Source organism: Geodermatophilus sp. URMC 61, assembly GCF_052931555.1.
This window is the reverse complement of sequence record NZ_JBRFHZ010000002.1, coordinates 4,971,968-4,995,763: the sequence shown is the minus strand read 5'-3', so window position 1 is coordinate 4,995,763 and position 23,796 is coordinate 4,971,968. Positions and strand designations below refer to the sequence as shown.

General features: G+C 75.2%; 19 protein-coding genes. 11 read left to right on the top strand and 8 right to left on the bottom strand.

The window, feature by feature from the left end; all coding sequences use genetic code 11:
- Positions 1 to 199: 199 nt before the first annotated feature.
- The 3 genes from ACU610_RS23355 to ACU610_RS23345 all read right to left on the bottom strand — a co-directional run bounded on the left by ACU610_RS23355 (position 200) and on the right by ACU610_RS23345 (position 2,716).
- Positions 200 to 1,855 (bottom strand): AMP-binding protein, encoded by a 1,656-nt coding sequence (locus ACU610_RS23355; protein WP_446770078.1) that lies wholly within the window; start codon positions 1,853 to 1,855, stop codon positions 200 to 202.
- Between the two features lie 2 nt (positions 1,856 to 1,857).
- Positions 1,858 to 2,073, bottom strand: coding sequence for a hypothetical protein (locus tag ACU610_RS23350; protein WP_446770077.1), 216 nt, complete (start codon positions 2,071 to 2,073; stop codon positions 1,858 to 1,860).
- A gap of 115 nt (positions 2,074 to 2,188) precedes the next feature.
- The gene (locus ACU610_RS23345; protein ID WP_446770076.1) at positions 2,189 to 2,716 is read right to left on the bottom strand and encodes a hypothetical protein; all 528 of its coding nucleotides are present in this window, start codon (positions 2,714 to 2,716) and stop codon (positions 2,189 to 2,191) included.
- 52 nt (positions 2,717 to 2,768) lie between these two features.
- On the opposite strand from ACU610_RS23345, the gene ACU610_RS23340 reads away from it, so the two are divergent.
- From ACU610_RS23340 to ACU610_RS23315, 6 genes are all read left to right on the top strand, one after another.
- Positions 2,769 to 5,021 carry a helicase-associated domain-containing protein gene (locus ACU610_RS23340; RefSeq protein WP_446770075.1) on the top strand — a complete coding sequence of 751 codons (2,253 nt, stop codon included), beginning with the start codon at positions 2,769 to 2,771 and terminating at the stop codon, positions 5,019 to 5,021.
- A gap of 61 nt (positions 5,022 to 5,082) precedes the next feature.
- The gene (locus ACU610_RS23335; RefSeq protein WP_446770074.1) at positions 5,083 to 6,366 is read left to right on the top strand and encodes a class I SAM-dependent methyltransferase; all 1,284 of its coding nucleotides are present in this window, start codon (positions 5,083 to 5,085) and stop codon (positions 6,364 to 6,366) included.
- A 180-nt stretch (positions 6,367 to 6,546) separates the two neighbouring features.
- Entirely contained in the window at positions 6,547 to 8,232 is a 1,686-nt protein-coding gene (locus ACU610_RS23330) for a DNA repair helicase XPB (protein WP_446770073.1), read from the top strand.
- 123 nt (positions 8,233 to 8,355) lie between these two features.
- Positions 8,356 to 9,294 carry an ABC transporter substrate-binding protein gene (locus ACU610_RS23325; protein ID WP_446770072.1) on the top strand — a complete coding sequence of 313 codons (939 nt, stop codon included), beginning with the start codon at positions 8,356 to 8,358 and terminating at the stop codon, positions 9,292 to 9,294.
- Position 9,295: 1 nt separating this feature from the next.
- Positions 9,296 to 10,252, top strand: coding sequence for an amino acid ABC transporter permease (locus ACU610_RS23320; RefSeq protein ID WP_446770071.1), 957 nt, complete (start codon positions 9,296 to 9,298; stop codon positions 10,250 to 10,252).
- Between the two features lie 8 nt (positions 10,253 to 10,260).
- Positions 10,261 to 11,043: an amino acid ABC transporter ATP-binding protein gene (locus ACU610_RS23315; protein ID WP_446770070.1), complete on the top strand. Its 783-nt coding sequence runs from the start codon at positions 10,261 to 10,263 to the stop codon at positions 11,041 to 11,043.
- 63 nt (positions 11,044 to 11,106) lie between these two features.
- Here the strand turns inward: ACU610_RS23315 and ACU610_RS23310 are convergent, their stop codons facing one another.
- The gene (locus tag ACU610_RS23310; RefSeq protein ID WP_446770069.1) at positions 11,107 to 13,368 is read right to left on the bottom strand and encodes an ATP-binding protein; all 2,262 of its coding nucleotides are present in this window, start codon (positions 13,366 to 13,368) and stop codon (positions 11,107 to 11,109) included.
- A gap of 102 nt (positions 13,369 to 13,470) precedes the next feature.
- On the opposite strand from ACU610_RS23310, the gene ACU610_RS23305 reads away from it, so the two are divergent.
- Genes ACU610_RS23305 through ACU610_RS23290 form a run of 4 tightly spaced genes read left to right on the top strand, consistent with a single transcriptional unit; the run spans position 13,471 to position 15,360 of the window.
- The gene (locus ACU610_RS23305) at positions 13,471 to 13,785 is read left to right on the top strand and encodes a hypothetical protein (protein WP_446770068.1); all 315 of its coding nucleotides are present in this window, start codon (positions 13,471 to 13,473) and stop codon (positions 13,783 to 13,785) included.
- Position 13,786: 1 nt separating this feature from the next.
- Entirely contained in the window at positions 13,787 to 14,635 is an 849-nt protein-coding gene (locus ACU610_RS23300; RefSeq protein WP_446770067.1) for a CPBP family intramembrane glutamic endopeptidase, read from the top strand.
- Between the two features lie 60 nt (positions 14,636 to 14,695).
- Positions 14,696 to 14,971, top strand: a complete 276-nt coding sequence (locus ACU610_RS23295; RefSeq protein ID WP_446770066.1) for a type II toxin-antitoxin system Phd/YefM family antitoxin — start codon at positions 14,696 to 14,698, stop codon at positions 14,969 to 14,971.
- Complete coding sequence (locus ACU610_RS23290; RefSeq protein WP_446770065.1) at positions 14,968 to 15,360, top strand: type II toxin-antitoxin system VapC family toxin; 393 nt, start codon at positions 14,968 to 14,970, stop codon at positions 15,358 to 15,360. Before ACU610_RS23295 ends, ACU610_RS23290 begins: the two co-directional genes overlap by 4 nt.
- Before the next feature lie 18 nt (positions 15,361 to 15,378).
- On the opposite strand, the gene ACU610_RS23285 is transcribed toward ACU610_RS23290, so the two are convergent.
- Positions 15,379 to 16,587, bottom strand: a complete 1,209-nt coding sequence (locus ACU610_RS23285; RefSeq protein WP_446770064.1) for an aminotransferase-like domain-containing protein — start codon at positions 16,585 to 16,587, stop codon at positions 15,379 to 15,381.
- Positions 16,588 to 16,943: 356 nt separating this feature from the next.
- Between ACU610_RS23285 and ACU610_RS23280 the strand changes: the two genes are divergently transcribed.
- Positions 16,944 to 18,746, top strand: coding sequence for a DEAD/DEAH box helicase (locus tag ACU610_RS23280; protein WP_446770063.1), 1,803 nt, complete (start codon positions 16,944 to 16,946; stop codon positions 18,744 to 18,746).
- A gap of 141 nt (positions 18,747 to 18,887) precedes the next feature.
- On the opposite strand, the gene ACU610_RS23275 is transcribed toward ACU610_RS23280, so the two are convergent.
- From ACU610_RS23275 to ACU610_RS23265, 3 genes are all read right to left on the bottom strand, one after another.
- Positions 18,888 to 21,839, bottom strand: a complete 2,952-nt coding sequence (locus ACU610_RS23275) for a helix-turn-helix transcriptional regulator (protein ID WP_446770062.1) — start codon at positions 21,837 to 21,839, stop codon at positions 18,888 to 18,890.
- 149 nt (positions 21,840 to 21,988) lie between these two features.
- The gene (locus tag ACU610_RS23270) at positions 21,989 to 22,120 is read right to left on the bottom strand and encodes a hypothetical protein (RefSeq protein ID WP_281241934.1); all 132 of its coding nucleotides are present in this window, start codon (positions 22,118 to 22,120) and stop codon (positions 21,989 to 21,991) included.
- A 132-nt stretch (positions 22,121 to 22,252) separates the two neighbouring features.
- Entirely contained in the window at positions 22,253 to 23,557 is a 1,305-nt protein-coding gene (locus ACU610_RS23265; protein ID WP_446770061.1) for an MFS transporter, read from the bottom strand.
- Positions 23,558 to 23,796: the final 239 nt, after the last annotated feature.

The window sequence follows — 23,796 nt, the reverse complement described above, 5'->3', positions numbered from 1 at the left end:
GGAGGCGCCCCGCGCCTGTTCGACGAGATCACCTGGGGCGCAACGATGCCAGGGACCCGCCCCATGAGGTAGAGGTCGGACGCCAGCGTCCGGCGCCCCTGTCCGAGGCCGCCGGGAGAGCGCGTCGCCCACCGGCTGCCGGGGACGGCGCCCCGTCGGCGCGGCACCCGCGGGATCCGGGTGCCCTCGTGCGCCGTGCTCAGGCGTTCCGGACGGCGGCTGCCGACTGCAGCCCGAGCTCGTCGATCGACACCTCGCGCATCTCGACCTTGCGCACCTTGCCGGTGACCGTCATCGGGAAACCATCGACGATCTTGACGTAGCGGGGGATCTTGTAGTGGGCCAGCTTGCCGCTGCAGAACTCGCGCAGCGCCTCGGGCGTGAGCGGGTCGGCACCCGGCCGCAGCCGCACCCAGGCCATGAGCTCCTCGCCGAAGCGCTCGTCGGGCACCCCGATGACCTGGGCGTCGACGACGTCGGGATGGGTGTAGAGGAACTCCTCGACCTCGCGCGGGTACACGTTCTCCCCGCCGCGGATGACCATGTCCTTGATCCGGCCGACGATGTTCAGGTAGCCCTCGGCGTCCATCACCGCGAGGTCACCGGTGTGCATCCAGCGGGCGGCGTCGATGACCTCGGCGGTCTTCTCCGGCTCGTCCCAGTAGCCCAGCATCACCGAGTAGCCGCGGGTGCAGAACTCCCCCGGCGTCCCGCGGGGCACGGTCAGTCCGGTCTCGGGGTCGATGACCTTGACCTCCAGGTGCGGGTGCACCCGCCCGACGGTCGAGGTGCGCCGGTCCAGGTCGTCGTCGGCGCCGGTCTGGGTGGAGACCGGGGAGGTCTCGGTCATGCCGTAGCAGATGGTCACCTCGGTCATGCCCATCTCGGTGACCACCCGCTTCATCACCTCCACCGGGCACGGTGAGCCGGCCATGATGCCGGTGCGCAGGCTGGAGAGGTCGTAGGAGGCGAAGTCGGGCAGGGCGAGCTCGGCGATGAACATCGTCGGGACGCCGTACAGCGACGTGCACCGCTCGTCCTGCACCGCCTGCAGCGTCGCGGCCGGGTCGAAGCCGGGTGCGGGGATCACCATCGTCGCGCCGTGCGAGGTGGCCGCGAGGTTGCCCATCCCCATGCCGAAGCAGTGGTAGTAGGGCACCGGGATGCAGATCCGGTCGGCCTCGGTGTAGCCGCAGCCCTCGCCGACGAAGAACCCGTTGTTGAGCAGGTTGTGGTGGGTGAGGGTGGCGCCCTTGGGGAAGCCGGTCGTGCCCGAGGTGTACTGGATGTTGATCGGGTCGTCGGCCGACAGCCGGGTCTCCCGCTCGGCCAGCACCGCGCGGTCGCCGGCCCGGCCGGTGGCCACCAGCTGCTCCCACTCGGGGGAGCCGAGGAAGACGACCTCCCGCAGGTCGGGGCACCGGTCGCGGACCTCGTCGACCATCGCGCGGTAGTCGCTGGTCTTGAACTCCGGCGCGCTCACCAGCACCGAGATGCCGGCCTGCTCGAGCACGTAGGCCAGCTCGTGGGTGCGGTAGGCCGGGTTGATGTTGACCAGGATCGCGCCGAGCTTCGCCGTCGCGTACTGCACGAAGGCCCACTCGGCGCAGTTCGGCGCCCAGATGCCGACCCGGTCGCCCTTGACGACGCCCAGGGCGTCCAGCCCGAGGGCCACGGCGTCGACCTCCGCGACGAACTCCGGGTAGGAGAAGCGGCGACCGGTGGCGCACTCGACGAGCGCCTCGTGGTCACCCACCCGCGCCGCCGTCCGGTCGAGGTTGGCCCCGATCGTGTCCCCGAGGAGGGGCACGGTCGAGGTGCCACTGCTGTAGGACGGCAGCGCGGGCGTCGTCACGGCTACTCGCCCGCCATCACGCCGGCCCGGTTGGGCTTGTCGGTCGGATGGGCGTACCGCAGGCGGTTGGGCGGCAGCGGGAAGTCGTGGTCCTCACCGAAGGGCGACAGCGGGCCGGCCGACTCCGCGAGGAACTCGCTCACCGGGGCGCCGCCGTCATCCGACTGACCCCAGGTGGGCTCTATCAGGTGGTCGTTCTTGGGGTTCCGCTTGGCCATGTGCCGTGTCCTCCGTCGTGCTGGTCAGCGCGGTGCACCGCCCGGTGCCCGCGTCCGTCGTGCATCTTGGCGGAAGCAGTACCCCGGACGCACGCAAGTCAGCCCCTTCGTCGGGTCAGTGGTGGCGCACCGACCGGGCGCCGTAGAGCGTGGGGAGGCCGTCCGCGGTGAGCACCCACTCGCGTGGCCCGACGGGGGCAGCGCGCACCACCGCGTCGTGCAGCTGCTGGACCGCGCGGGTGCGCCAGACCGCGGTGCTGGTCAGCCGCAGCCGCACCGGCTCGGCCAGGGGGTCGAGCTCGTCGTAGCCCTCGGGCTCGAAGGACAGCACCGCGGGGCCCGCAATGCGCAGCACGCCGGTCTGCCAGGGCACCGTCTGCAGCGCCCGCTCCCAGCGGTGGTGCCGGGCCAGCGCGCCGGCCCCGGCGGCGGCCGCCACCGAGCCCACCATCACGAGCACGAGGACGACGAGGCCGGCGAGCGGCACCCGCTGCCCGGAGTTCCGGGCGATGGTCACCGCGGCGGCGCCGAGCAGCACGCCGAGGACGACGGCGATCAGCCCGCCGGCCAGCCAGCGCAGCGCCCCGGCCAGGTAGCCGGTCAGCGCGGTGCGGGTCTGGGGGTCGTCGGCGGCCGGGATCACGCTCCCATGCTGGCAGGAGCGTCGGCGGGGACGGCGACGTAACGTGGACCGGATGTCCTCGTCAGCCCCCGCGACGCTCGCCTCCTGGCTGCGCACCCGCAGCGACGAGCAGCTGGCTGCGCTGTTGGCCGCCCGGCCCGACGTGGCGCGCCCCGCGCCGTCCGACGTCGTCGCCCTCGCCAGCCGGCTGGCCGTGCCCGTGTCGGTCGACCGCGCCCTCGACGAGCTGGACGCCGCCACGCTGCAGGTGCTCGACGTGGTGCTGCTCGCCGACACCGACGGGGTCGACGCCGCGGACCTGCCCGCCGCGCTGCCCGCGGTGCCCGACGACGTGCTCCAGGGCGCCGTCGACCGGCTCACCACGCGGGCGCTGCTGTGGGGGGACGACGTCCTGCACGCCCCCGAGCCGGTGCGCCGCGCCGTCCGCTACCCGGCCGGCCTGGGACGGCGGGCGAGCGAGCTGCGGCTGACCCTGCCGGCCGACCTGCCGAAGGCGCTGGCCGAGCTGCCGGCCGAGGAGCGCGGCGTGCTCGAGCGGCTGGCCGGCGACCGCCCGGTGGGCCACCTCCCCGACACCGACGGCAGTGCCACCTCCCCCGCCCGGCAGCTGCTGCGGCGCGGGCTGCTGGCCCGCATCGACGCGCTCAACGTGGAGCTGCCCCGCGAGATCGCGCTGCAGCTGCGCGGGAGCCTGCCCTACGGCCCGCCACGGGTGCGCCCGGAGCCGGCCGTCGTCGAGCGCGACCCGACCGTCGTCGACCGGCAGGCCGCCGGTGCGGCGATGGAGGCGATCGGCCGGGTCGGCGAGCTGCTGACCCTGCTCGAGGAGGAGCCGGCTGGACTGCTGCGCAGCGGGGGCGTCGGCGTCCGCGACCAGAAGCGGCTGGCCCGTGCCCTGCACGTCCCGGAGCCCGAGGCCGCCTGGCTGCTGGAGCTGGCGTACGCGGCCGGCCTGCTCGACGTCGGCGGGCCGCACCGCGACGAGTGGCTGCCCACCCGCGCCTTCGACCTGTGGCGGGAGCAGGAGCTGCCCGACCGGTGGGCGACGCTGGCCGCCGGCTGGCTGGCCGCCGTCCGGCTGCCCTCCCTCGCCGGGCAGCGCGACGTCTCGGGCAAGGCGGTCAACGCGCTCTCCCCCGATCTGGTGCGGCACACCGCTCCGGCGATCCGCCGCTCGGCGCTCACCGCGCTGGCCGAGTACCCGCCCGGCCGGGGCGTGGCGGCCGACGACCTGGTCGCGCTGCTGCGCTGGCGCACCCCGCGGCGGGCGGACCGGCTGGCCCCGGTCCCCGACCTGCTGGCCGAGGCCGCGCGGCTGGGTGTCGTCGTCGGCGGGGCGCTCTCCGCCGGTGGGCGTGGGCTGCTGACCACCGGGGAGGACGGCGCTGCCGACGGGGTGCGCGGGCTGCTGCCCGACCCGGTCGACCACGTGCTGGCCCAGCCGGACCTCTCGCTGGTGGCCCCCGGTCCGCTGGTCGCGGAGCTCGCGGACACCCTGGCCGTCGTCGCCGACGTCGAGTCCTCGGGCGGGGCGACGGTGTTCCGGGTGTCGGAGGCCAGCGTGCGCCGCGCCCTGGACTCCGGCTGGTCGGCCACGGACCTGCACGAGTTCTTCGCCCGCGCCTCGCGGACGCCGGTGCCGCAGGCCCTCGACTACCTGGTGGACGACGTCGCCCGCCAGCACGGCCGGCTGCGGGTGGGCGCGATCGAGAGCTACGTGCGCTCCGACGACCACGGGCTGCTCTCCCAGGTCCTTAACGACCGGCGCACGGCCGCCGCGGAGCTGCGCCGGCTGGCGCCCGGCGTGCTGGTCAGCGGGCTGGGGGCCGACGAGGTGCTCACCGTGCTGCGCGATGCGGGTTACGCGCCGGCCGGCGAGTCCCCCGGCGGCGCCGTCCTCACCCGTCCGCCGGCCCGGCCGCGCGCCGCGGGCCGCCGTCCCGGGGGGTCGGCCCCCCAGGCGCCGCGGCCGCTCACCGGCGACGAGGTGGCCGCCACGGTGCGGGAGATCCGCGCCGGGGACGCCGCCCTGGCCGCCCGTCGCGGCGAGGCCGTGCGGCAGGTCCCCGGCGTGACGACGGCGAGCACGCTGGAGCTGCTCTCGCGGGCCGTCCGCGAGGGCGTGCCGGTGTGGCTGGGCTACGTGGACGCGCAGGGCAGCGGCAGCCAGCGCGTCGTCCAGCCGGTGTCCCTGGCCGGCGGCTTCCTCCAGGGATACGACGAGCGACGCGGGGAGAGCCGCACCTTCGCCGTCCACCGCATCACCTCGGTGGCCCTGGTGGAGGACGAGGACCGCGCCGGCTGACCGGCACGGTCGCGCCGGAACCGCTTGCCCTGCGCAACGACCGACACGACGCTCCTCTCGCATGGGGACCGACGGGAGCACCGCCGAACAACTGGCCACTGCGCTGGGGACGGTCCTGGGTGTCGACGACCTGCCCGTCCGGCTGCGAGCGTGGGACGGGTCGGTGGCCGGCCCCCGGGGCGCCCCGGTGGTCACCGTCCGCGACCGGGGGGCGCTGCGGCGGCTGGTCTGGTCGCCGGGCCAGGTGGGCCTCGGCCGCGCCTACGTGGTCGGGGAGCTCGACGTGGAGGACGACGTCGTCGCCATCCTGGCGGCGCTGACGTCGGCCGGGTGGCCCGCCACCGCCGAGCACCCGCGGACCCCGACGCTGCGGCAGCGCGCCGGCCTCCTCGGCACCGCCGCCCGGCTCGGGGCCCTGGGACCTCCTCCGCCGCGGCCGCCGCAGGAGGTGCGGCCCCGCCGGTCCCGGCGCCGGCACACCCGGGCCCGGGACGCCGCCGCGGTCGCCCACCACTACGACGTGGGCAACGAGTTCTACCGCCTCGTCCTCGGCCCGACGCTGGTCTACTCGTGTGCCGTCTGGGACTCCCCCGCCACCGGCCTGGACGCCGCGCAGGAGGCCAAGCTCGACCTGGTCTGCCGCAAGCTCGCCGTGCGCCCCGGCACGCGGCTGCTGGACGTCGGCTGCGGCTGGGGCAGCCTGGCGCTGCACGCCGCCCAGCGGTACGGGGCCGACGTCGTCGGGGTGACCGTCTCCGCCGCGCAGGCGGCCCTGGCCCGCGAGCGGGTCGCCGCCGCCGGGCTCGCCGGCCGGGTCGAGATCCGGGTCCAGGACTACCGCGACGTCCCCGACGGCCCGTTCGACGCCATCAGCTCGATCGGCATGGCCGAGCACGTCGGCGCGGCCGCGATGCCGGCGTACGCCGCCACCCTGCGCGACCTGCTCCGCCCCGGCGGCCGACTGCTCAACCACGCCATCGCCCAGAACGCCGGGGACCCCGGCTCCCGCCGCGGCACCTTCATCAACCGGTTCGTCTTCCCCGACGGCGAGCTGCTCAGGCTGGGTGACACCGTCGCCGCGCTGGAGGCCGGCGGCCTGGAGGTGCTCGACGTCGAGGCGCTGCGCCGGCACTACGCGCTCACCCTGCGGGCCTGGCTGGAGCGGCTGGAGAAGCAGTGGGACGCCGCGGTTGCGGCCAGCGACGAGGGCCGGGCGCGGGTGTGGCGGCTGTACATGGCGGCCAGCGCCCTGGCGTTCGAGACCGGGCGACTGGGGGTCGACCAGGTGCTGGCCCGGCGGCCCGGCGGTGAGGAGCCGCCGCTGCGCCTGCGCGCCTGGCTGTGATCCCAGGTCACACGCCGAGCGGGAAGTCCGTGTCGGCCCCCGTGGTTACCGTGTCGGAGGCCCTGCACGGCCGCCGTCCCCTCCCGCCTGCCGAAAGGTCCTCGTGAGTGAGCTTGCGAGCTCAGCAATGAACACAGCACTGCCGTTCCTGCGGCTGACGAGCGCCGGCGAGGAGGGCGCATGAACGACGGACCCCTCATCGTCCAGTCGGACAAGACGCTGCTGCTCGAGGTCGACCACCCGGCCGCCCGCGACTGCCGCGCCGCGATCGCGCCGTTCGCCGAGCTGGAGCGCTCGCCCGAGCACGTGCACACCTACCGGGTGACGCCGCTGGCGCTGTGGAACGCGCGCGCCGCGGGGCACGACGCCGAGCAGGTCGTCGACGCGCTGGTCCGCTACTCGCGCTATCCCGTGCCGCACGCGCTCCTGGTCGACGTCGCCGACACGATGGACCGCTTCGGCCGGCTGACCCTGCAGAACGACCCGGTGCACGGCCTGGTGCTCACCAGCTCCGACCGGGCGGTGCTCGAGGAGGTCGTCCGCGGCAAGAAGGTCGCCCCGATGCTGGGCGCGCGGATCGACGACGACACCGTCGTCGTCCACCCCTCCGAGCGCGGGCGGCTCAAGCAGGCGCTGCTCAAGGTCGGCTGGCCGGCCGAGGACCTCGCCGGCTACGTCGACGGCCAGGCGCACCCGATCGAGCTGGCGCAGGACGGCTGGCAGCTGCGCGACTACCAGCAGGAGGCCGTCGAGGGCTTCTGGTCCGGCGGCTCGGGCGTCGTCGTCCTCCCCTGTGGCGCGGGCAAGACGCTGGTCGGCGCCGCGGCGATGGCCGAGGCCAAGGCCACGACGCTGATCCTGGTGACCAACACCGTCTCGGGGCGGCAGTGGAAGCGCGAGCTGCTGGCCCGCACCTCGCTGACCGAGGACGAGATCGGCGAGTACTCCGGCGAGCGCAAGGAGATCCGCCCGGTCACCATCGCGACCTACCAGGTGATCACCACCCGCCGGAAGGGCGAGTACCGGCACCTGGACCTCTTCGACGCGCAGGACTGGGGCCTGATCGTCTACGACGAGGTGCACCTGCTGCCCGCGCCGATCTTCCGGCTCACCGCCGACCTGCAGTCCCGCCGCCGGCTGGGGCTGACCGCCACGCTGGTGCGCGAGGACGGCCGGGAGGACGACGTCTTCTCGTTGATCGGCCCGAAGCGCTACGACGCCCCGTGGAAGGACATCGAGTCCCAGGGCTACATCGCGCCGGCCGAGTGCATCGAGGTCCGGGTGTCGCTCGACGACGAGGAGCGGATGACCTACGCGGTCGCCGAGCCCGAGGAGCGGTACCGGATCGCGGCGACCGCGAGCTCGAAGATGCCGGTCATCCGCCGGGTCCTCGACCGGCACCCCGACGAGCAGAAGCTGGTCATCGGCGCCTACCTCGACCAGCTTGACGAGCTCGGCCGGGCCCTCGACGCCCCGGTCATCCAGGGCTCGACGACCAACCGGGAGCGGGAGAAGCTCTTCGACGCCTTCCGTGCCGGGGAGGTCAAGACCCTGGTGGTGTCCAAGGTCGCGAACTTCTCCATCGACCTGCCCGAGGCCGCGGTCGCCGTCCAGGTGTCGGGCACCTTCGGGTCGCGGCAGGAGGAGGCCCAGCGGCTGGGCCGGGTGCTGCGCCCCAAGGCCGACGGCCGGCAGGCGCACTTCTACACCGTGGTCAGCCGGGACACCCTCGACGCCGAGTACGCCGCGCACCGGCAGCGCTTCCTGGCCGAGCAGGGCTACGCGTACACGATCGTCGACGCCGCCGACCTGGCCGGCCCCGGTGAGGTCAACGGCCCCGACTGGGTGGACGAGCCCGCCGACTGACCGCGCGGGGTCCGCGCGGACCGGTCATCCAGGTCGCACCGCGGTGCCGGGGGAGCGGTCACCTGCACCCCGGCACCGCGGGAGGGAAGATCGGTCCGTTCGATCCCGTGAAGGAGTCCTCTCGTGCACCTCACAAGCCCGTTCCGCCGTACCGCCGTGGCCGCGGTGGCCGTCGCCGGCAGCGCCCTGGCGCTCACCGGCTGCGGCGGCACCGCGTCCGAGTCCGGCACCGACGGCGGCAGCGCCGCCGGCGCCACGTCCACGCCGCTGCCCAGCGTCTCCACGGACCAGGCCCTGGCCGACCGAGTGCCCGCGAGCATCGCCGAGGACGGCGTCATCGCCGTGGGCAGCGACACGACCTACGCCCCCAACGAGTTCATCGCCGAGGACGGCAGCACGATCGTCGGGTTCGACGTCGACCTGTTCACGCTGGTCGCGCAGAAGCTCGGCCTCGAGGCGCAGTTCGAGTCGGCGCCGTTCGACTCGATCATCGCCGGCGTCGGCTCGCAGAAGTACGAGGTCGGCGTCTCCTCCTTCACCATCAACCCGGAGCGGCTGGGCCAGGCCACCATGGTCAGCTACTTCGACGCCGGCACCCAGTGGGCGACGAAGGCCGGCAACCCGCAGGGGGTCGACCCGGACGACGCGTGCGGCCTGCGGATCGCGGTGCAGAAGGCGACCGTCCAGGTCGAGGACATCACCGCGCGCTCCGAGCAGTGCGAGGCCGAGGGCAAGCCCGCGATCACCATCGACCAGTACGAGGGCCAGGACGAGGCGACCGCCGCCGTGGTCTCGGGCAAGGACGACGCCGGCCTCGCCGACTCGCCGGTGATGGCGTACGCCGTCCAGCAGACCAACGGCCAGCTCGAACTGCTCGGCGACGTGTACGACGCGGCCCCCTACGGCTACGTCGTCGCCAAGGACCAGACCGAGTTCGCCCAGGCGCTCGCGGACGCGCTCGGGGCCCTCATGTCGGACGGGACCTACCAGCAGGTCCTGGAGAAGTGGGGCCTCGAGGGCGGCGCCATCGACACGCCCTCGGTGAACCCCGCCGTCGGCTGACATGGTCACCGACGCGACGACACGACCGGCACCGACCGAGGAGATCCGGGCGGTGCCGGTCCGGCACCCCGGCCGGTGGGTCGCCACCGCGGTCATCGCCGTGCTGGTGGCCATGTTCGTCCACATGCTGGCGACCAACCCGGTCTTCCAGTGGGGCTTCATGGTCGACAACATGTTCACCCCGGCCGTGCTGCGCGGCGCCCGGACGACGCTGGTCATGACCGTGCTGGCCATGGTGCTGGGCATCCTGCTGGGGGTCGTGCTGGCGGTCATGCGGCTGTCGCCGAACCCCGTGGTCTCCGGCGCGGCCTGGGTCTACGTCTGGTTCTTCCGCGCCATCCCGCGCATCGTCCTGCTGTTCTTCGCCGCCAACCTCGGCGCCCTCTACGCGACCTACGAGCTGGGCTTCCCCTTCGACCGGCAGCTGATGGACCTGCTCGGTTTCGACGCCGACCTGCGCTTCCTCGGTCTGGACGGCAACCAGATCTTCGCCGGCTTCACCGCCGGCCTGCTGGGTCTGGCGCTGTCGGAGGGGGCCTACATGGCCGAGATCGTCCGGGCCGGGATCCAGTCGGTCGACCCCGGCCAGACCGAGGCGGCCAGCGCCCTGGGCATGAACCGAGCGACCACCATGCGCCGCATCGTGCTGCCGCAGGCCATGCGGGTGATCACCCCGCCGACCGGCAACGAGACCATCGCCATGCTCAAGGACACGTCGTTGCTGATCGCGGTGCCCGTGACCACCGAGCTGAACTTCCAGCTGCGGGCGATCGGCAGTCGGACCTTCCAGATCATCCCGATGGCCGTGGCCTCGATCCTCTGGTACCTGGCGCTGACCAGCCTGCTCATGGTCGGCCAGTACTTCCTCGAGAAGCGGTTCAGCCGGGGCTTCGGCGCCCGGGAGACCCGCGCGCAGCGCGCCGCGCGCGAGGCACGAGAAGTCGGGAGCACCCATTGAGCCCCAGCGTGGACGCCCGCCCCTTCGCCGGCACGGCGATGGTGGCGGCCGAGGGAGTGCACAAGCGCTTCGGCCACGTCGAGGTGCTCAAGGGCATCGACCTGGCCGTCGCTCCCAGCGAGGTCATGTGCATCATCGGCCCCTCCGGGTCGGGCAAGTCGACGTTCCTGCGCTGCATCAACCACCTGGAGAAGATCGACTCCGGCCGGCTGTGGGTCGACGGCCGGCTGGTCGGCTACCGGGAGTCCGGTGGCAAGCTGCACGAGCTGCGGGACCGGGAGGTGGCCGCGCAGCGGCGCGACATCGGCATGGTGTTCCAGCGCTTCCACCTCTTCCCGCACATGACCGCCCTCGAGAACGTCGTCGAGGCGCCCATCCGGGTGAAGGGCGCGCGCAAGGAGGAGGCCCGTGCGCGCGGAGTCGAGCTGCTCGAGCGCGTCGGCCTGGGTGACCGGGTGCACAACTACCCGAACCAGCTCTCCGGCGGCCAGCAGCAGCGGGTGGCGATCGCCCGCGCGCTGGCGATGGAGCCCAAGCTCATGCTCTTCGACGAGCCCACCTCGGCGCTGGACCCCGAGCTCGTGGGGGAGGTCCTCGACGTCATGCGCGGCCTGGCGGCCGACGGCATGACGATGATCGTGGTGACGCACGAGATGGGCTTCGCGCGAGAGGTCGGCGACACCCTGGTCTTCATGGACGACGGCGTCGTGGTCGAGGCCGGCGACCCCAAGCAGGTCCTGACCGATCCGCAGCACCAGCGCACCCGCGCCTTCCTGTCGAAGGTGCTGTAGCCGGCCGCGCCCCGGCTCCGTCGGGGGTCCGATGGCGGTGCCGCCCGGAGGGCCGCCCCGTCCTCACCCCTGGGCGGCCGCCCACGCGGCGATCTGCGCCCGGGAGCGGAAGCCCAGCCGGGTGAGGATCTGCTCGACGTGCGACTCCGCCGTCCGCGGGGAGATGACCAGCCGGGCCGCGATCTGCCGGTCGGTCAGCCCCTGGGCCACCAGGTCGGCCACCTCCCGCTGGCGGCGGGTCAGCGGGCCGGACGACGGGAGCAGCGGCGCGCCCGTCGCCGGCCCCTCCCCCAGTGCCAACGCGACCGCTGCGGCCCGATCCAGGGCGCTCCCCTCGGCGTACCGGGCACCCCACTCCCGCTCACCGAGCGCGCGCCGGGCCACCCTCGTCCAGTGGTCCTCCGGAGCGGCCAACGGTTCCGGCAGCCGGGCCGGCACCGACCGCCACACCGCGTCCGCGGCGCCGGCCAGCCGGGCGGCCGTCTCGGCGTCCCCGCGCGCCGCTGCCGTCCAGCCGAGGGCGGCCACGCACAGGGCGACACCGCTGCGGTCGTCCACCTCGCGCATGAGCCGCAGCGCCTGCTCCTCGAGGCGGGCGGCCGCTACCGGGTCCCCGGCGGCCAGCCGCACCAGGCCCTGGCCCCACAGGGCGTGCGACCGGGTCCACGGGTCGTCGACGCCGGCGAGGCCGGCGCCGAAGGCCGCGTCCGCGGACCCGAGGTCGCCGGCGAGCAGGGCGACCACCCCGACGTCGGCCCAGCAGAACGCCGCGGCCGGCGCTCCGGCCGCCTCGTGCCCCGCGGCCGCCGCGCGCAACAGCCGGTCGGCCGCCGGCAGGTCCCCGCGGAAGAGCGCCGCCTGCCCGAGGTACTGCGTGGCCAGCGCGGCCACCGCCGGCAGGTCCAGTTCCCGCGCGGTCCGCAGCCCCTCCTCCAGCAGCGGGACGGCGCCCTCCGGGTCGGTCGCGACGAGGGCGAGGTAGCCGGCGACGACGAGGCCCCGTGCCCGCTCGGGGCAGGGTGCCGGCACCGCGCGCAGCAGCAGGTCGAGCCAGCGCCGCCCCTCGCCGAGGTGGCCGCGGGCCGCCCAGTACAGCCACCCGTCGGCGACGGTCGCCAGGCCGGTCGCCTCCTCCCCGGGCGTGCGCAGGCAGTGCTCCAGCGCCGGGGCGAGCTCGGCGTGGACGGCGGCCAGCCGGTCGAAGGCGGCGACCTGCCCGGGGCCGAGGAACTGCGCCGCCGCGTCCGCCACGAGCCGGGCGCACCAGTCGCGGTGCCGCCGGCGCACCGGCTCCGCCTGCCCGGGGGCCTCGAGCAGCTCGCGGCCGAAGGCCCGGACGGTCTCCAGCATCCCGAACCGGCTCCCGGTCCCGTTCCGGACGACGGTGAGCAGGGAGGCGTCGACCAGGCCGCCGATCGCGTCGAGCAGGTCCTCCTCCGGCAGCCCCTCGTCCGCGCACACCGCCTCGGCGGCCGCCAGGTCGAAGCCCCCGGCGAAGACCGCCGCGCGGGCCCACAGCAGCCGCTCGCGACCGCCGAGCAGATCGGCGCTCCACTCCATCGTCGCCCGCAGCGTGCGGTGCCGGTCCGGCCCTGCGGGCCCGGACCGGCGCAGCAGCCCGAAGCGGTCGTCCAGCCGGTCCAGGAGCTCGGCCGGGGTGAGGGTGCGCAGCCGGACGGCGGCCAGCTCGATCGCCAGGGGGATGCCGTCCAGCCGGCGGCAGAGCTCGGCGAGGGTGTCGTCGTCCGCCGGGGTCAGGGCCAGGTCGGGTGCCGCCGCCCGGGCCCGCTGGCCGAGCAGTGCCACCGCCTCGGACCCCGCACCGACCGGCAGCGGCGGCACCGCGAACAGCGCCTCCCCCGGCAGGTCCAGCGGCGTCCGGCTGGTGGCCAGGACCGACAGGCCGGGGCAGGCGGGGGTGAGCGCCTCGAGCAGCACGGCGCAGGCGTCGCGGAGGTGCTCGCAGTTGTCGAGCACGAGCAGCACCCGTCGCTCGCCGAGGACGTCGGCCAGCGACGCCGGGAGCCAGCGGCCCGTGCTGTCCCGGACGTCGAAGGCGGCGGCGACCTGCGCGGTGGCGAGCGCGGGGTCGGCGACGGCGGTCAGGTCGGCGAGCGCGATCCCGTCGGGGAAGGACCGGCGCAGCTCGTCGGCCGCCCGCAGGGCCAGCCGGGTCTTCCCCACCCCGCCCGGCCCGACCAGCGTCACGAGCCGCGACTCCGCCAGCAGCCCACGCACCCGGCCCAGCTCGGCCCGCCGACCGACGAACGAGCTGCGCTCGGCCGGCAACCGGAACCCCGTCGCGGGGGCCGCCCGCCGCACCATGGCCGGGGACCGTAGCGGCGGGTACGGGTCCGTGGGAGGACCCGTACCGCCCTCCGGGGAATGCCCGCTGTGCGCACCGCCCTCCGACGGGAGCGTGGCCGCATGGGCGAGCGGCACGCAGAGGCGGGGCTCTTCCTCGTGCAGTTCCGGAGCTGCCCGCCGTCCCTGGTCGACGCGGTGGAGATGCACCGCGCCCTCCACCGGGCGGTGACCCGGCTCGGCTCGTCCGGGACGGCGATCGGCTGGTGCGCCGCCTGGCTCCTCCCCGACGAGTGCCGGTGCCTGTGCCTGGTGCAGGCGGCCCGGGAGGCCGACGTCGTCCTCGCCCGCGACCTGGCCGCCCTGCCCACCGCGTCGGTCCGTCGGGCCCGCGCGCTGGGCGCGGACCCCTCCCCCCGACTCGAAGGCAGGTCCTGAGATGTCCACCACCGACGCCCGCCGTCCCGTCCCCGCTCCGTCCGGCGGCCTGCGCGGCCGGGTCGCGCGGCGGCCGCTGACCGCCTTCCTCGTGCTGGTGACCGCCGTCGGGTGGCCACTCATGTCGGTGCCGGCGCTGACCGCGCACGGGGTCCTCCCCGGAGGCGCGCTGCCCCAGGAGCCGTTCGCCCTCGGGACGACGCTCCTCGTGATGCTCCCCGCCGCGCTGTGGGTGACCGCGGTCGCCGACGGGCCCGGCGCGGTCCGGGCCCTGCTCCGTCGCGCCGTGCAGTGGCGGTTCGGCGCCGGCTGGTGGGCCGCGGTGCTGCTGGCCCTGCCGGTGCTCACCCTGGCCGTCGGGGTGGCCGCGGGACGGGGCCTGCAGACCGGCGACCTGCTCGCCACGCTCGCGTCCGGCGCCCTCTCCGTCGCGACCGCGGTGCTGCTCGTGCACCTGTGGGAGGAGACGGTCTGGGCCGGCTTCTTCCAGGGCCGGCTGGAGCAGCGGTACGGCTTCCTCCCGGCCGCTGCGCTCACCGCCGTCCCGTTCGCGCTGATCCACCTGCCGCTGACCCTCATCGGCGACCTGGCCGCCGGCTCCGTCGCGCTCGGGATCGGCGGGCTGCTGGCGCTCGGCGTGCTGATGCGCCTCCTGGTGGGCGCCACCGTCCGCGGCGCCGCGGGCAGCCTGCTGGCCGCCGGCACCGTGCACGCCACGTTCAACGCGTCGAACAACGAGGGGAACGTGGTGGACGACCTGCTCGGCGGGGGCCAGCCCACGCTCTACGCGGTCGTCGCGGCGGCGCTGTTCACCGCCGGCGTCCTGCTCACGCTGCGGAACCGGCGGTGAGTGGACCAGCGTCGGGTCGGTGCCCGGGACCATGTAGCACATCCGGTGCTACGTCGTGGCGTGACCCGCATCGGCGTACGTGAGCTGCGCCAGAACGCCAGCCGGTACCTGGCGCTCGTGAAGGCCGGCGAGACGGTCGAGGTGACGGAGCGCGGCCAGTTGGTCGCGGTCCTGGCCCCGCCGTCCCCCGCGACGACGGCACGCGAGCGTTTGATCGCCGAGGGCCGGCTGATCCCGGCCAGCGCACCGTTCCGGTCCCCCGAGCGGATCACGCCCCAGCCGGGAGCGCTCAGCGTGTCCGAGGCCCTCGACGAGCAGCGCACCGAGCGGCTGTGATCGCCGTCGACTCCTCCGCCCTCGTCAAGCTCGTGCTGGACGAGCCGGAGTCGGCAGCACTCGAGACCTGGCTGTCAGGGCGGTCTCCGCTGACGGTCACGGCCAGCGACCTCGTGAGGGTCGAGGTCATCCGCACCGTCGCCCGAGCCGGCTCGGCCGGCGTGCCGCGAGCCCGGACGCTCCTCGCCGGCGTCGACCTCGTCCCGGTGAGCAGGGACGTCCTCGAGGTGGCCGTCGGCCTCGGGCCGTCGTCCCTGCGCAGCCTGGACGCCGTCCACCTGGCGACGGCGTTGAGCCTCGGGTCGGCCCTGGACGCCTTCGTGGTCTACGACGAGCGACTGGCGCAGGCAGCCACCGACGCAGGACTACCCGTCGTCACGCCGTCCTGACCCCGTCCGGGCCCGGGCTCAGGCCTCCGCCAGCACCGCACCCAGCCGGCGCACGCCCTCGGCGATCCGCTCCGGCGTGTTCGTGGTGAACGACAGCCGCAGCGTGGCCCGGTCCGGCGTCCTGGCGTAGAAGGCCGAGCCGGGCACGAAGGCGACGTCGTGGGCCAGCGCACGGTGCAGCAGGTCGGCGGTGTCGGCGGTCCCGGGCAGGCGCACCCACACGAACATGCCGCCGTCGGGGTCGGTCCAGGAGCTGCCCTGCGGCAGCACGTGCGGCAGGGCGTCGACGAGAGCGTCCCGGCGCGCGCGGTAGGCCGAGCACAGGGTCATGAGGTGCGCCTCCACGTCGGCCGCGGCGAACCACGCCGCCGCGACGGCCTGGTCCACCGTGGAGGTGTGCAGGTCCGCCGCTTGCTTCGCGACGGTCAGCGCGGGCAGCAGCCGGGACGGCGCCCGCAGCCAGCCCAGCCGCAGCCCCGGTGCCGCGATCTTGGAGAAGCTCCCGACGTGCAGCACGTGGTCGTCGGCACCCGGCTGCGCGGCGAGCGGGCGCACTGGGGCGCCCCGGTAGCGGAGCTCGCCGTAGGGGTCGTCCTCGACGACCCAGATGCCGTGCCGGGCGGTGAGCTCGACGACCTCGGCCCGCCGCTGCGCCGGCATGGTCCGCCCGGTCGGGTTGGCGAAGGTCGGGACCAGGTAGAGCAGCGCCGGCCGTTCCTGCTCCAGGACGTCGGCGAGCGCGGCCGGGTCGATGCCGTGCTCGTCGGTGGGCACGGGCACCACCCGGGCGCCGGCGAGCTGGAAGCACTGCAGCGCCGCGAGGTAGGTCGGGTCCTCCACCAGCACGACCGCGCCCGGGTCGAGCAGCGCCGTCGCGACGAGGGTCAGCGCCTGCTGCGAGCCGGTCGTGACCAGCAGGTCGTCGACGGTGGTGAGCAGGCCACGGGCGGTCATCCGGGCGGCGACCCGGGCGCGCAGCTCCCGGTCGCCCTCGGTGGGCGCGTACTGGAGGGCCCGGCGGGCGGAGGGCCCCCAGAGCACGGCGTCGTAGGCGGCGCGCACGCCGTCGAGGTCGAACAGCTCGGGTGCGGGCAGGCCACCGGCGAAGGAGACGACCTCCGGCCGGTCGAGGAGGGCCAGCAGCTCGCGGACCGGTGAGCTGGCCACCCCGGCCAGTCGCTCGGCGAGGGCAGGGGCAGGACGGGGGAGGACGACGGCGGACGACACGGGTGCTCCAGGAGGGACTGCACGGTGAGGGGGACGGCGCCGGGGTGCGGGAGGTGTGCCGCTGTCACCCGGGCCGGGAGGGCCTCCTGGTCGAGGAGCCGCACCCAGCGTACGACCGTTGCCGTCGGGCCGCCCCGCGCGGGTGGGACGGCTGGGGCGCGGTGGGCAGCCGGGACTGCCGGAACGGACGACCCGGTCCATCCCCGGGCCGGACGACGCCCGCACCACCCGACTCGGGCGACCATCGGCGCAGGTCAGCGACGCGACGGGCGGCGCCATACGTCGTGGGGGGCGGCGCGCGCGGGAGGCGGCCGGTTGGGCGTGTCTCCGTCGCCGCAGGCAGGATGGCCGACGACATGGCGAGTGCAGCACGCGCGGAGGCGGTCGCCCCGCAGAGGACCAGCCGACCGCTCCGGGCCTGGCAGCAGGCCGCGCTGGAGAAGTACGAGCAGGAGTCCCCGAAGGACTTCCTCGTCACCGCGACGCCGGGCGCGGGCAAGACGACCTTCGCGCTGACGTTGGCCGCGCGGCGGCTGCAGCGGCGCGAGGTGGCCCGTGTGATCGTCGTCTGTCCCACCGACCACCTGCGCCTGCAGTGGGCCGAGGCCGCCGACCGGATGGGCATCGTCCTCGACCCGAACCTGACCAACGCCGTCGGCCCGGTGCGCGCCGGCACCCAGGGCTACGTGACCACGTACGCCCAGGTCGCGGGCAAGCCGATGCTGCACGCCGCCCGCGCCACCGCCGTCAAGACGCTGGTCATCCTCGACGAGGTGCACCACGCCGGTGACGGCCTCTCCTGGGGCGAGGCCGTCGAGGAGGCCTACGGGCGTGCCGCGCGCCGGCTGTGCCTCACCGGGACGCCGTTCCGCACCAAGCCCGACGAGCGCATCCCCTTCGTCCGCTACGAGGAGGACGGCTTCGAGGGGGACCTCGGCGACGGCGAGGTGGGCCTGGTCAGCCGCGCCGACTACACCTACGGCTACAAGGAGGCGCTGGCCGACAACGTCGTCCGCCCGGTCGTCTTCGCCGCCTACACCGGCACCTCGCGCTGGCGGAACTCCGCCGGCGAGGTCGTCGCCGCGTCGCTGTCCGAGGCCGGCACCCGCTCGGTGGAGATGCAGGCCTGGCGCACCGCGCTCGACCCCAAGGGCCAGTGGGTGCCGCACGTCATCGCGGCCATGGACGACCGGATCACCCACCTGCGTGAGGAGGGCGGCATGCCCGACGCCGCCGGGCTGATCCTCGCCAGCGACCAGGACGACGCCCGCGCCTACGCCCGGATCGCCAAGCGGGTCACCGGCAAGGCACCCGAGCTGATCCTCTCCGACGACCCCAAGGCGTCGAAGAAGATCGAGCGCTTCGCCGCCGGGTCGGCCCGGATCGCCGTCTGCGTGCGGATGATCTCCGAGGGCGTCGACGTCCCGCGCGCCGCCGTCCTGGCGTGGATGACCTCCTACCGGACGCCGCTGTTCTTCGCCCAGGCGGTCGGCCGCGTCGTCCGCGCCCGGGCCGCGCACGAGTCGGCCACGGTGTTCCTCCCCGCCGTCCGGCCCCTGCTGTCGCTGGCCGCGTCGATGGAGGAGCAGCGCAACCACGTCATGCCGCCGCCCAAGGCGCAGGACCCCGAGGCCCTCGACCTCGAGCCGCTGCCGGCCAAGGAGCGCGAGCCGGTCACCGTGAAGCAGTTCGAGGCGCTGGAGGCCGACGCCCGCTTCGCGCACGTGCTGGCCAGCGGTACCGCGCACACCGGCGAGGGACGCCCGGCCGGGCGGGCGGGGGACGACATCGCGCCCGAGGAGGAGGACTTCCTCGGCATCCCCGGCCTGCTCACCGCCGAGCAGACGGCGTCGCTGCTGGCCAAGCGGGACGACGAGCTGCGGATGCGCATCGCCCAGCGCGCCCACCACGACGACACCGGCGAGCTGCCGATCGTCGAGGACCACCCCGACGAGGACGACGCCGGCCGCTCCTGGCGCGACGCCGCCGAACTGCGCCGAGAGGTCAACCGGCTGGTCGCCCGGGTCGCGGCCAAGACCTCCAGGCCGCACGGGGTGGTGCACACCGAGCTGCGCAAGGCCGTACCGGGGCCGCCGTCGGCCTCGGCGTCGGTCGAGGTGCTCCGCGCCCGCCGCGAGCGCCTCCGCACCATGCTGTGACACGGCGGTCCTCCGGACCGCAACCGCGGCCAGGTGCCGTCCCGACCGGCGCTGAGCCCATCCGGCCGCTCGTCGGGGACCCTCCGGGCCCCACTCCTCCCGACCACCACGGCCAGGTGCCATCCCGACCGGCGCTGAGCATCAGCCGGAAGCGGGGGCGAGCAACCCCCGGGCGGCGGCGAGGGCGACGGCCTCGGTGCGCCCGCCCGCGCCGAGCTTGGCCAGGATCCGGCTGACGTGCACGCTCGCGGTCTTCTCGCTCATGTACAGCTCCGCGCCGATCTGCCGGTTGGTGCGGCCCTGGGCCAGCAGCCGCAGCACCTCGGCCTCCCGCGGGGTGAGGACCGCCGCCGCATCCGGCACCCGCCCGACCCCGGGCACGTCGAGCCGGCCGCGCCGGGCCAGCGCCGTGACCGCCGACCGCAGCGGCGCCGCACCGAGCCGGGCGGCGACCTCCGCGGCGGCGCGCAGCTCCTCGGCCGCCGCGGCCCGGTCGTCGGCGGCCAGCAGCGCCTCGGCCAGTCGCCACCGCGACCGGGCCTGCTCGTAGACGTGCCCGTAGCCGAAGGCGTCGACCGCGGCGCGCCACAGCGCCGGCTCCGCCCGGCCGGCGAGCCGGGCCGCCTCGGCCTCCACGCGGGCCTGCCAAGCGGCCGCCTCCACGCCGAACGGCCCGACGCCGCGCCGGTGGTCCTCGACCGCCGCGCGGGCCTCGGCGACCAGCTCCTCCCCTGCCCGGACCCAACGCCGCGCCGCCGTCTCGTCGCCCTGCAGGCGGGCGGCCGCCGCGGCGTCCCCGACCGGGGCCAGCGCGGTCGCGACCAGCCGGAGCACGGCGAGCCGGTCGGCGTCCCAGTGCGCCTGCACCTGCCGCACCGCCACACCCGCCCGCTCCAGGGCGGTCCCGGCGTCCCCCGCCCAGGCGGCCAGGTCGATCTCCGCCCCGGCCGTCGCCAGCAGCAGCAGGACGTGCGCGTCCAGCCGCTCGGTCAACCCGTGGGCCCAGACCACCCGCTCGGCGGCCGACGGGTCCCCCCGGCCGACCTGCACCAGCAGCCCGGCGGCGCGCACGTGCGCGGCCATCTCCGGCACGCGCGCCAGCCGGTCGGCCAGCGCCAGGCTGCCGTCCCAGTCGCCGGACACGTAGCGGGCCGACACGCCCAGGTGGCGCAGCTCGGCGCCGTAGAACGACCACTCGACGCCGAGCTCGGCCGCGCGGAGCAGCGCCTCGTCGACCCAGCGCAGCGTGGCGGCGACGTCCCCGGCCTCGTACGGGACGACGGCGAGGTTGAACAGCACCCGCATCTCGACGTCGGTGTCGCCCGACCGCCGGGCCCGCACGAGGGCCTCCTCCAGCCGGCCGGTGAGGTCGCTCCCGCCGCGCAGCCGGGCCAGCGAGACCGCCGTGTCGGCCCACGCACTGTCCAGCCCGAGGGCGTCGGCGGCGGCCAGCGCCTCGTCGGCCGCGGCGCCGGCCTCCGCCCGGCGGCCCAGGGCCCAGCTGGTGCGCGCGTGCGTCGCCGCCGCCCAGGTGCGCACCGGGGACGGCGGGTCGGCCGGCACCAGCGCCATGGCCCGGCTGCTCTCCCGGTAGGCAGCCGCCTGGTCCTCGATCCGGCCCAGCGCCTGGGCCAGCCGGTAGTGCACCCGCGCCCGCTCCACCGGGTCGCCGTCCGGGCCGAGCAGGTCCAGCGCGGCGCGGATCAGCGCCACCGCCCGCTGCGGCTCCCCCGCGGTGCGGGCCGCGGCCGCGCTGTCGAGCAGCAGGCTCGGCTGGTCGCGACCGGCGCGGGCGACGGCGTCGGGCACGGCCGGCCACAGCGCCAGCGCCGCCTCCAGGTGCTGCAGCTGTTCGGCCGGCGCACCGGCGCGGCACGCCTCGGCGGCCGCCTCCAGCGACGCGGACAGCGCGCCGCCGAGGTCGTTGCTGGCGCGGGCGTGGTGGGCCAGCTCCGCGGCGGTGCCGGCCCCCGGAGTGGCGGCGAGGTGGGCGGCCGTGGTGGCGTGCAGCCGCACCCGCTCACCGGGCAGCAGGTCGGCGAGGACCGCCTCGCGCAGCAGGGCGTGGCGGAAGCGGTAGCGGCCGTCGTGGGAGACCACGAGCAGGTGGCGGTGCACCGCCTCCGCCAGGGCGGCCTCCAGGTCGGCCGGGGGCAGCCCGCTGACGGCGGCCACCAGGTCGTGCCGCACCTGGCGGCCGGCGACCGCGGCCACCCGCAGCACCTGCTGGGCCGCCTGGCCGAGCTGTTCCACCCGGGCCAGCAGCACGTCGGTCAGCCCCAGCGGCAGCGTCTCGCCGGCCAGCCCGGCGGCGAGCAGCTCCTCGGCGTAGAAGGCGTTGCCCTCGGCGCGGGCGACGACGTCCTCGACCGTGCGGTCGGGCACACCGGCGGCCAGTCCGCGGAGCAGCTCCCCGACCGCGGCGTCCGGGAGCGGCGCGAGCTCCAGCCGTTCCACCACGGGCAGCCGCACCAGCTCGGCGAGCAGCGGGCGCAGCGGGTGGCGGCGGTGCAGGTCGTCGGACCGGTAGGAGGCGACGAGCGCGATCGACTCCTCGCCGAGTCGGGCGAGCAGGTAGCGCAGCAGGTCGCGGCTGGAGCGGTCGGCCCAGTGCAGGTCCTCGAGGATGACGAGCAGCGGTGTGTCCGCGGCCAGCTCGCCCAGCAGCGTCGCGACCGACTCGAACAGCTGCAGCCGCCCGCTGTCCGCGACGGGACGGCGCACCAGCGGACGGCCGAGGTCGGCGTCCCCCGCGGGCAGCTCGGGGACCGCGGGAGCGCCCCGGCCGGACAGCAGCTCCGGCAGCCCGGGCTGCCCGGACCCCGCCGCCACCGGGCGCAGCAGGTCGACGAACGGCAGGTAGGGCAGCCCGACGTCGCCGAGGTCGACGCAGTGCCCGGTGAGCACGCGCAGACCCCGCTCGGCGGCGCGCGCGGCGAGTTCGTCGAGCAGCCGGGTCTTGCCGACGCCGGCGTCCCCGGCGAGCAGCACGGCCCCGGCGCGCCCCTCCAGTGCGCGGTCGACCGTGGTCAGCAGGCGGGCGAGCTCCGCGTCCCGGCCCACGAGCGGTCGGTCGTCGTCCCACTGCGGCACGACGCCGATCGTGGCAGAAGGGCCCTCCTGCCCCCCACCACTCACGGTGCAAGGACCCCGCCCTCCCCACCCCTCGCAGGCTCGGGGCGGTGCCCCTGGACGGGGCCGGGGAGGGCCGCTGCCAGCGGTGAGGAGGACGGGGTCCTCCCTCAGCGCGCCCGCCGGGACCAGCGGGTGGTCCAGGCGTTGCGCCGCGTGCGGGTGCCGCGGCCGATCTGCTGGAGCAGTTCCCGGCGGTAGGCCAGCTCGGCCTCGAGTCCGGGGTTGGGGTAGGTGCTCACGACCGTCTCCTGTCGTCATCGGATCGATGGCGACGACGGTCGTGCTGAGGGGCGGCCCCTGGCATCGGTCGGTCGGGCAGACCTGCGGCCCCTCAGCCGCGCTGAGGCCCCTCAGCCGGGCCTCAGCGGGCCTCAGCGCAGCTCGGTGCCCTTGGTCTCCTGCAGGGTGAGGATGACGACGAACGCGACAGCCGCGGCGATCGCCACGTACCAGAAGAACCACAGGGGATGTCCGGCCCCGGACAGCCAGGTGATCACCAGTGGGGCCGTGCCGCCGAACGTGGCGACGGTCAGGTTGTACCAGGAGCCGATGCCGATGGCCCGCAGCTCGGTGGGGAACAGCTCGCTCATGATCGCCGGGGCGATCGAGGCCATCATCGCGTAGAGCCCGAGCCCCGTGCAGAAGACGACGATCAGCGAGAACAGGTTGTCCCGCACCAGGAAGGACAGCGGCACGATCAGCACGGCCATGGCGCCGGACCAGATGAGCAACTGCGGCTTGCGTCCGATGTGGTCCGAGAGCTTCCCGAACGGGTAGCACAGTGCGACGAACAGCGCGGTGCCGATCGACAGTGCGACGAAGACGTCGGTCTTGTCGGCGTCGCGGAAGGTGATCGCGAACGGCGTCAGCGCGCTGAAGAAGGTGTAGTACGACAGCGTCGACAGCAGCGTGAAGGCGCAGAGCTGGACGACGGCCTTCGGGTGGTGCTGGATCGTCTGCAGCAGCGGGTGCTTCGTGGCCCGGGCCTTCTCCGCGTTCTCCTCGAACTGCTCGGTCTCCACCAGCGACCGCCGCAGCCACATGCCGACCAGCCCCAGGACGCCGCCGAGGAAGAAGGCGATCCGCCAGCCGTAGGACTCCAACTGGTCCTGACTCAGGGTACTGGTCAGCAGCACGCCGAGCAGGGAGGCGGCCAGCAGCGCCGACCCGGTGGAGATGTAGAAGAACGACGAGTACCGGCCGCGGTGGGCCGGCGGCGCGATCTCGCCGAGGTAGGCCGAGGCGTTGGAGACTTCACCACCGAGGGACATGCCCTGCGCGACGCGGGCGAGCAGCAGCAGGATCGGCGCCAGCCAACCCACCTGCTCGTACGTGGGCAGGATCGCGATCACCATCGAGCCGCCGGCCATCAGCAGGATGGTGAGCAGCATCCCGGCCTTGCGGCCGCGCAGGTCGGCGAACCGGCCGAGTAGGATGCCGCCCAGCGGCCGGAAGAAGAAGGCCAGCGCGTACGTCGACGTCGCCCCGATCAGTGCCAGGGCCGCGTTCTCGGCCGGGAAGAACTGGCCGGCGAAGAAGACGACGAAGGTCGCGTAGACCGTCCAGTCGAACCACTCGACGGCGTTGCCGATGCTCGCCGAGACCAGTGTCCGGATCGGCAACCGGTGCCGATCGACCGCCGTCGTGCCCTGACCCTGCTGAACCGCGCCTGCCATGGGAACTCCCACCATCGCCCGGTTGCTGGACAGCACCGACCGTAAAGCCGTTCCAGGCCTGCGGCACGTCGAGCGGCGGAAGGGTCCGGACCGGGCGACGGCCGCCTCGCGGCGAGAGGCACAACGCGGCTCCAGGCCCCCGACCGAGGTCGGGGCGGTAGTCCGCGAAGGCGTAACCAAATTGGCACCCGGGGGCACGATGCACCCGGCCCGGACGCTCTCCACGCTACCCCCGGCGA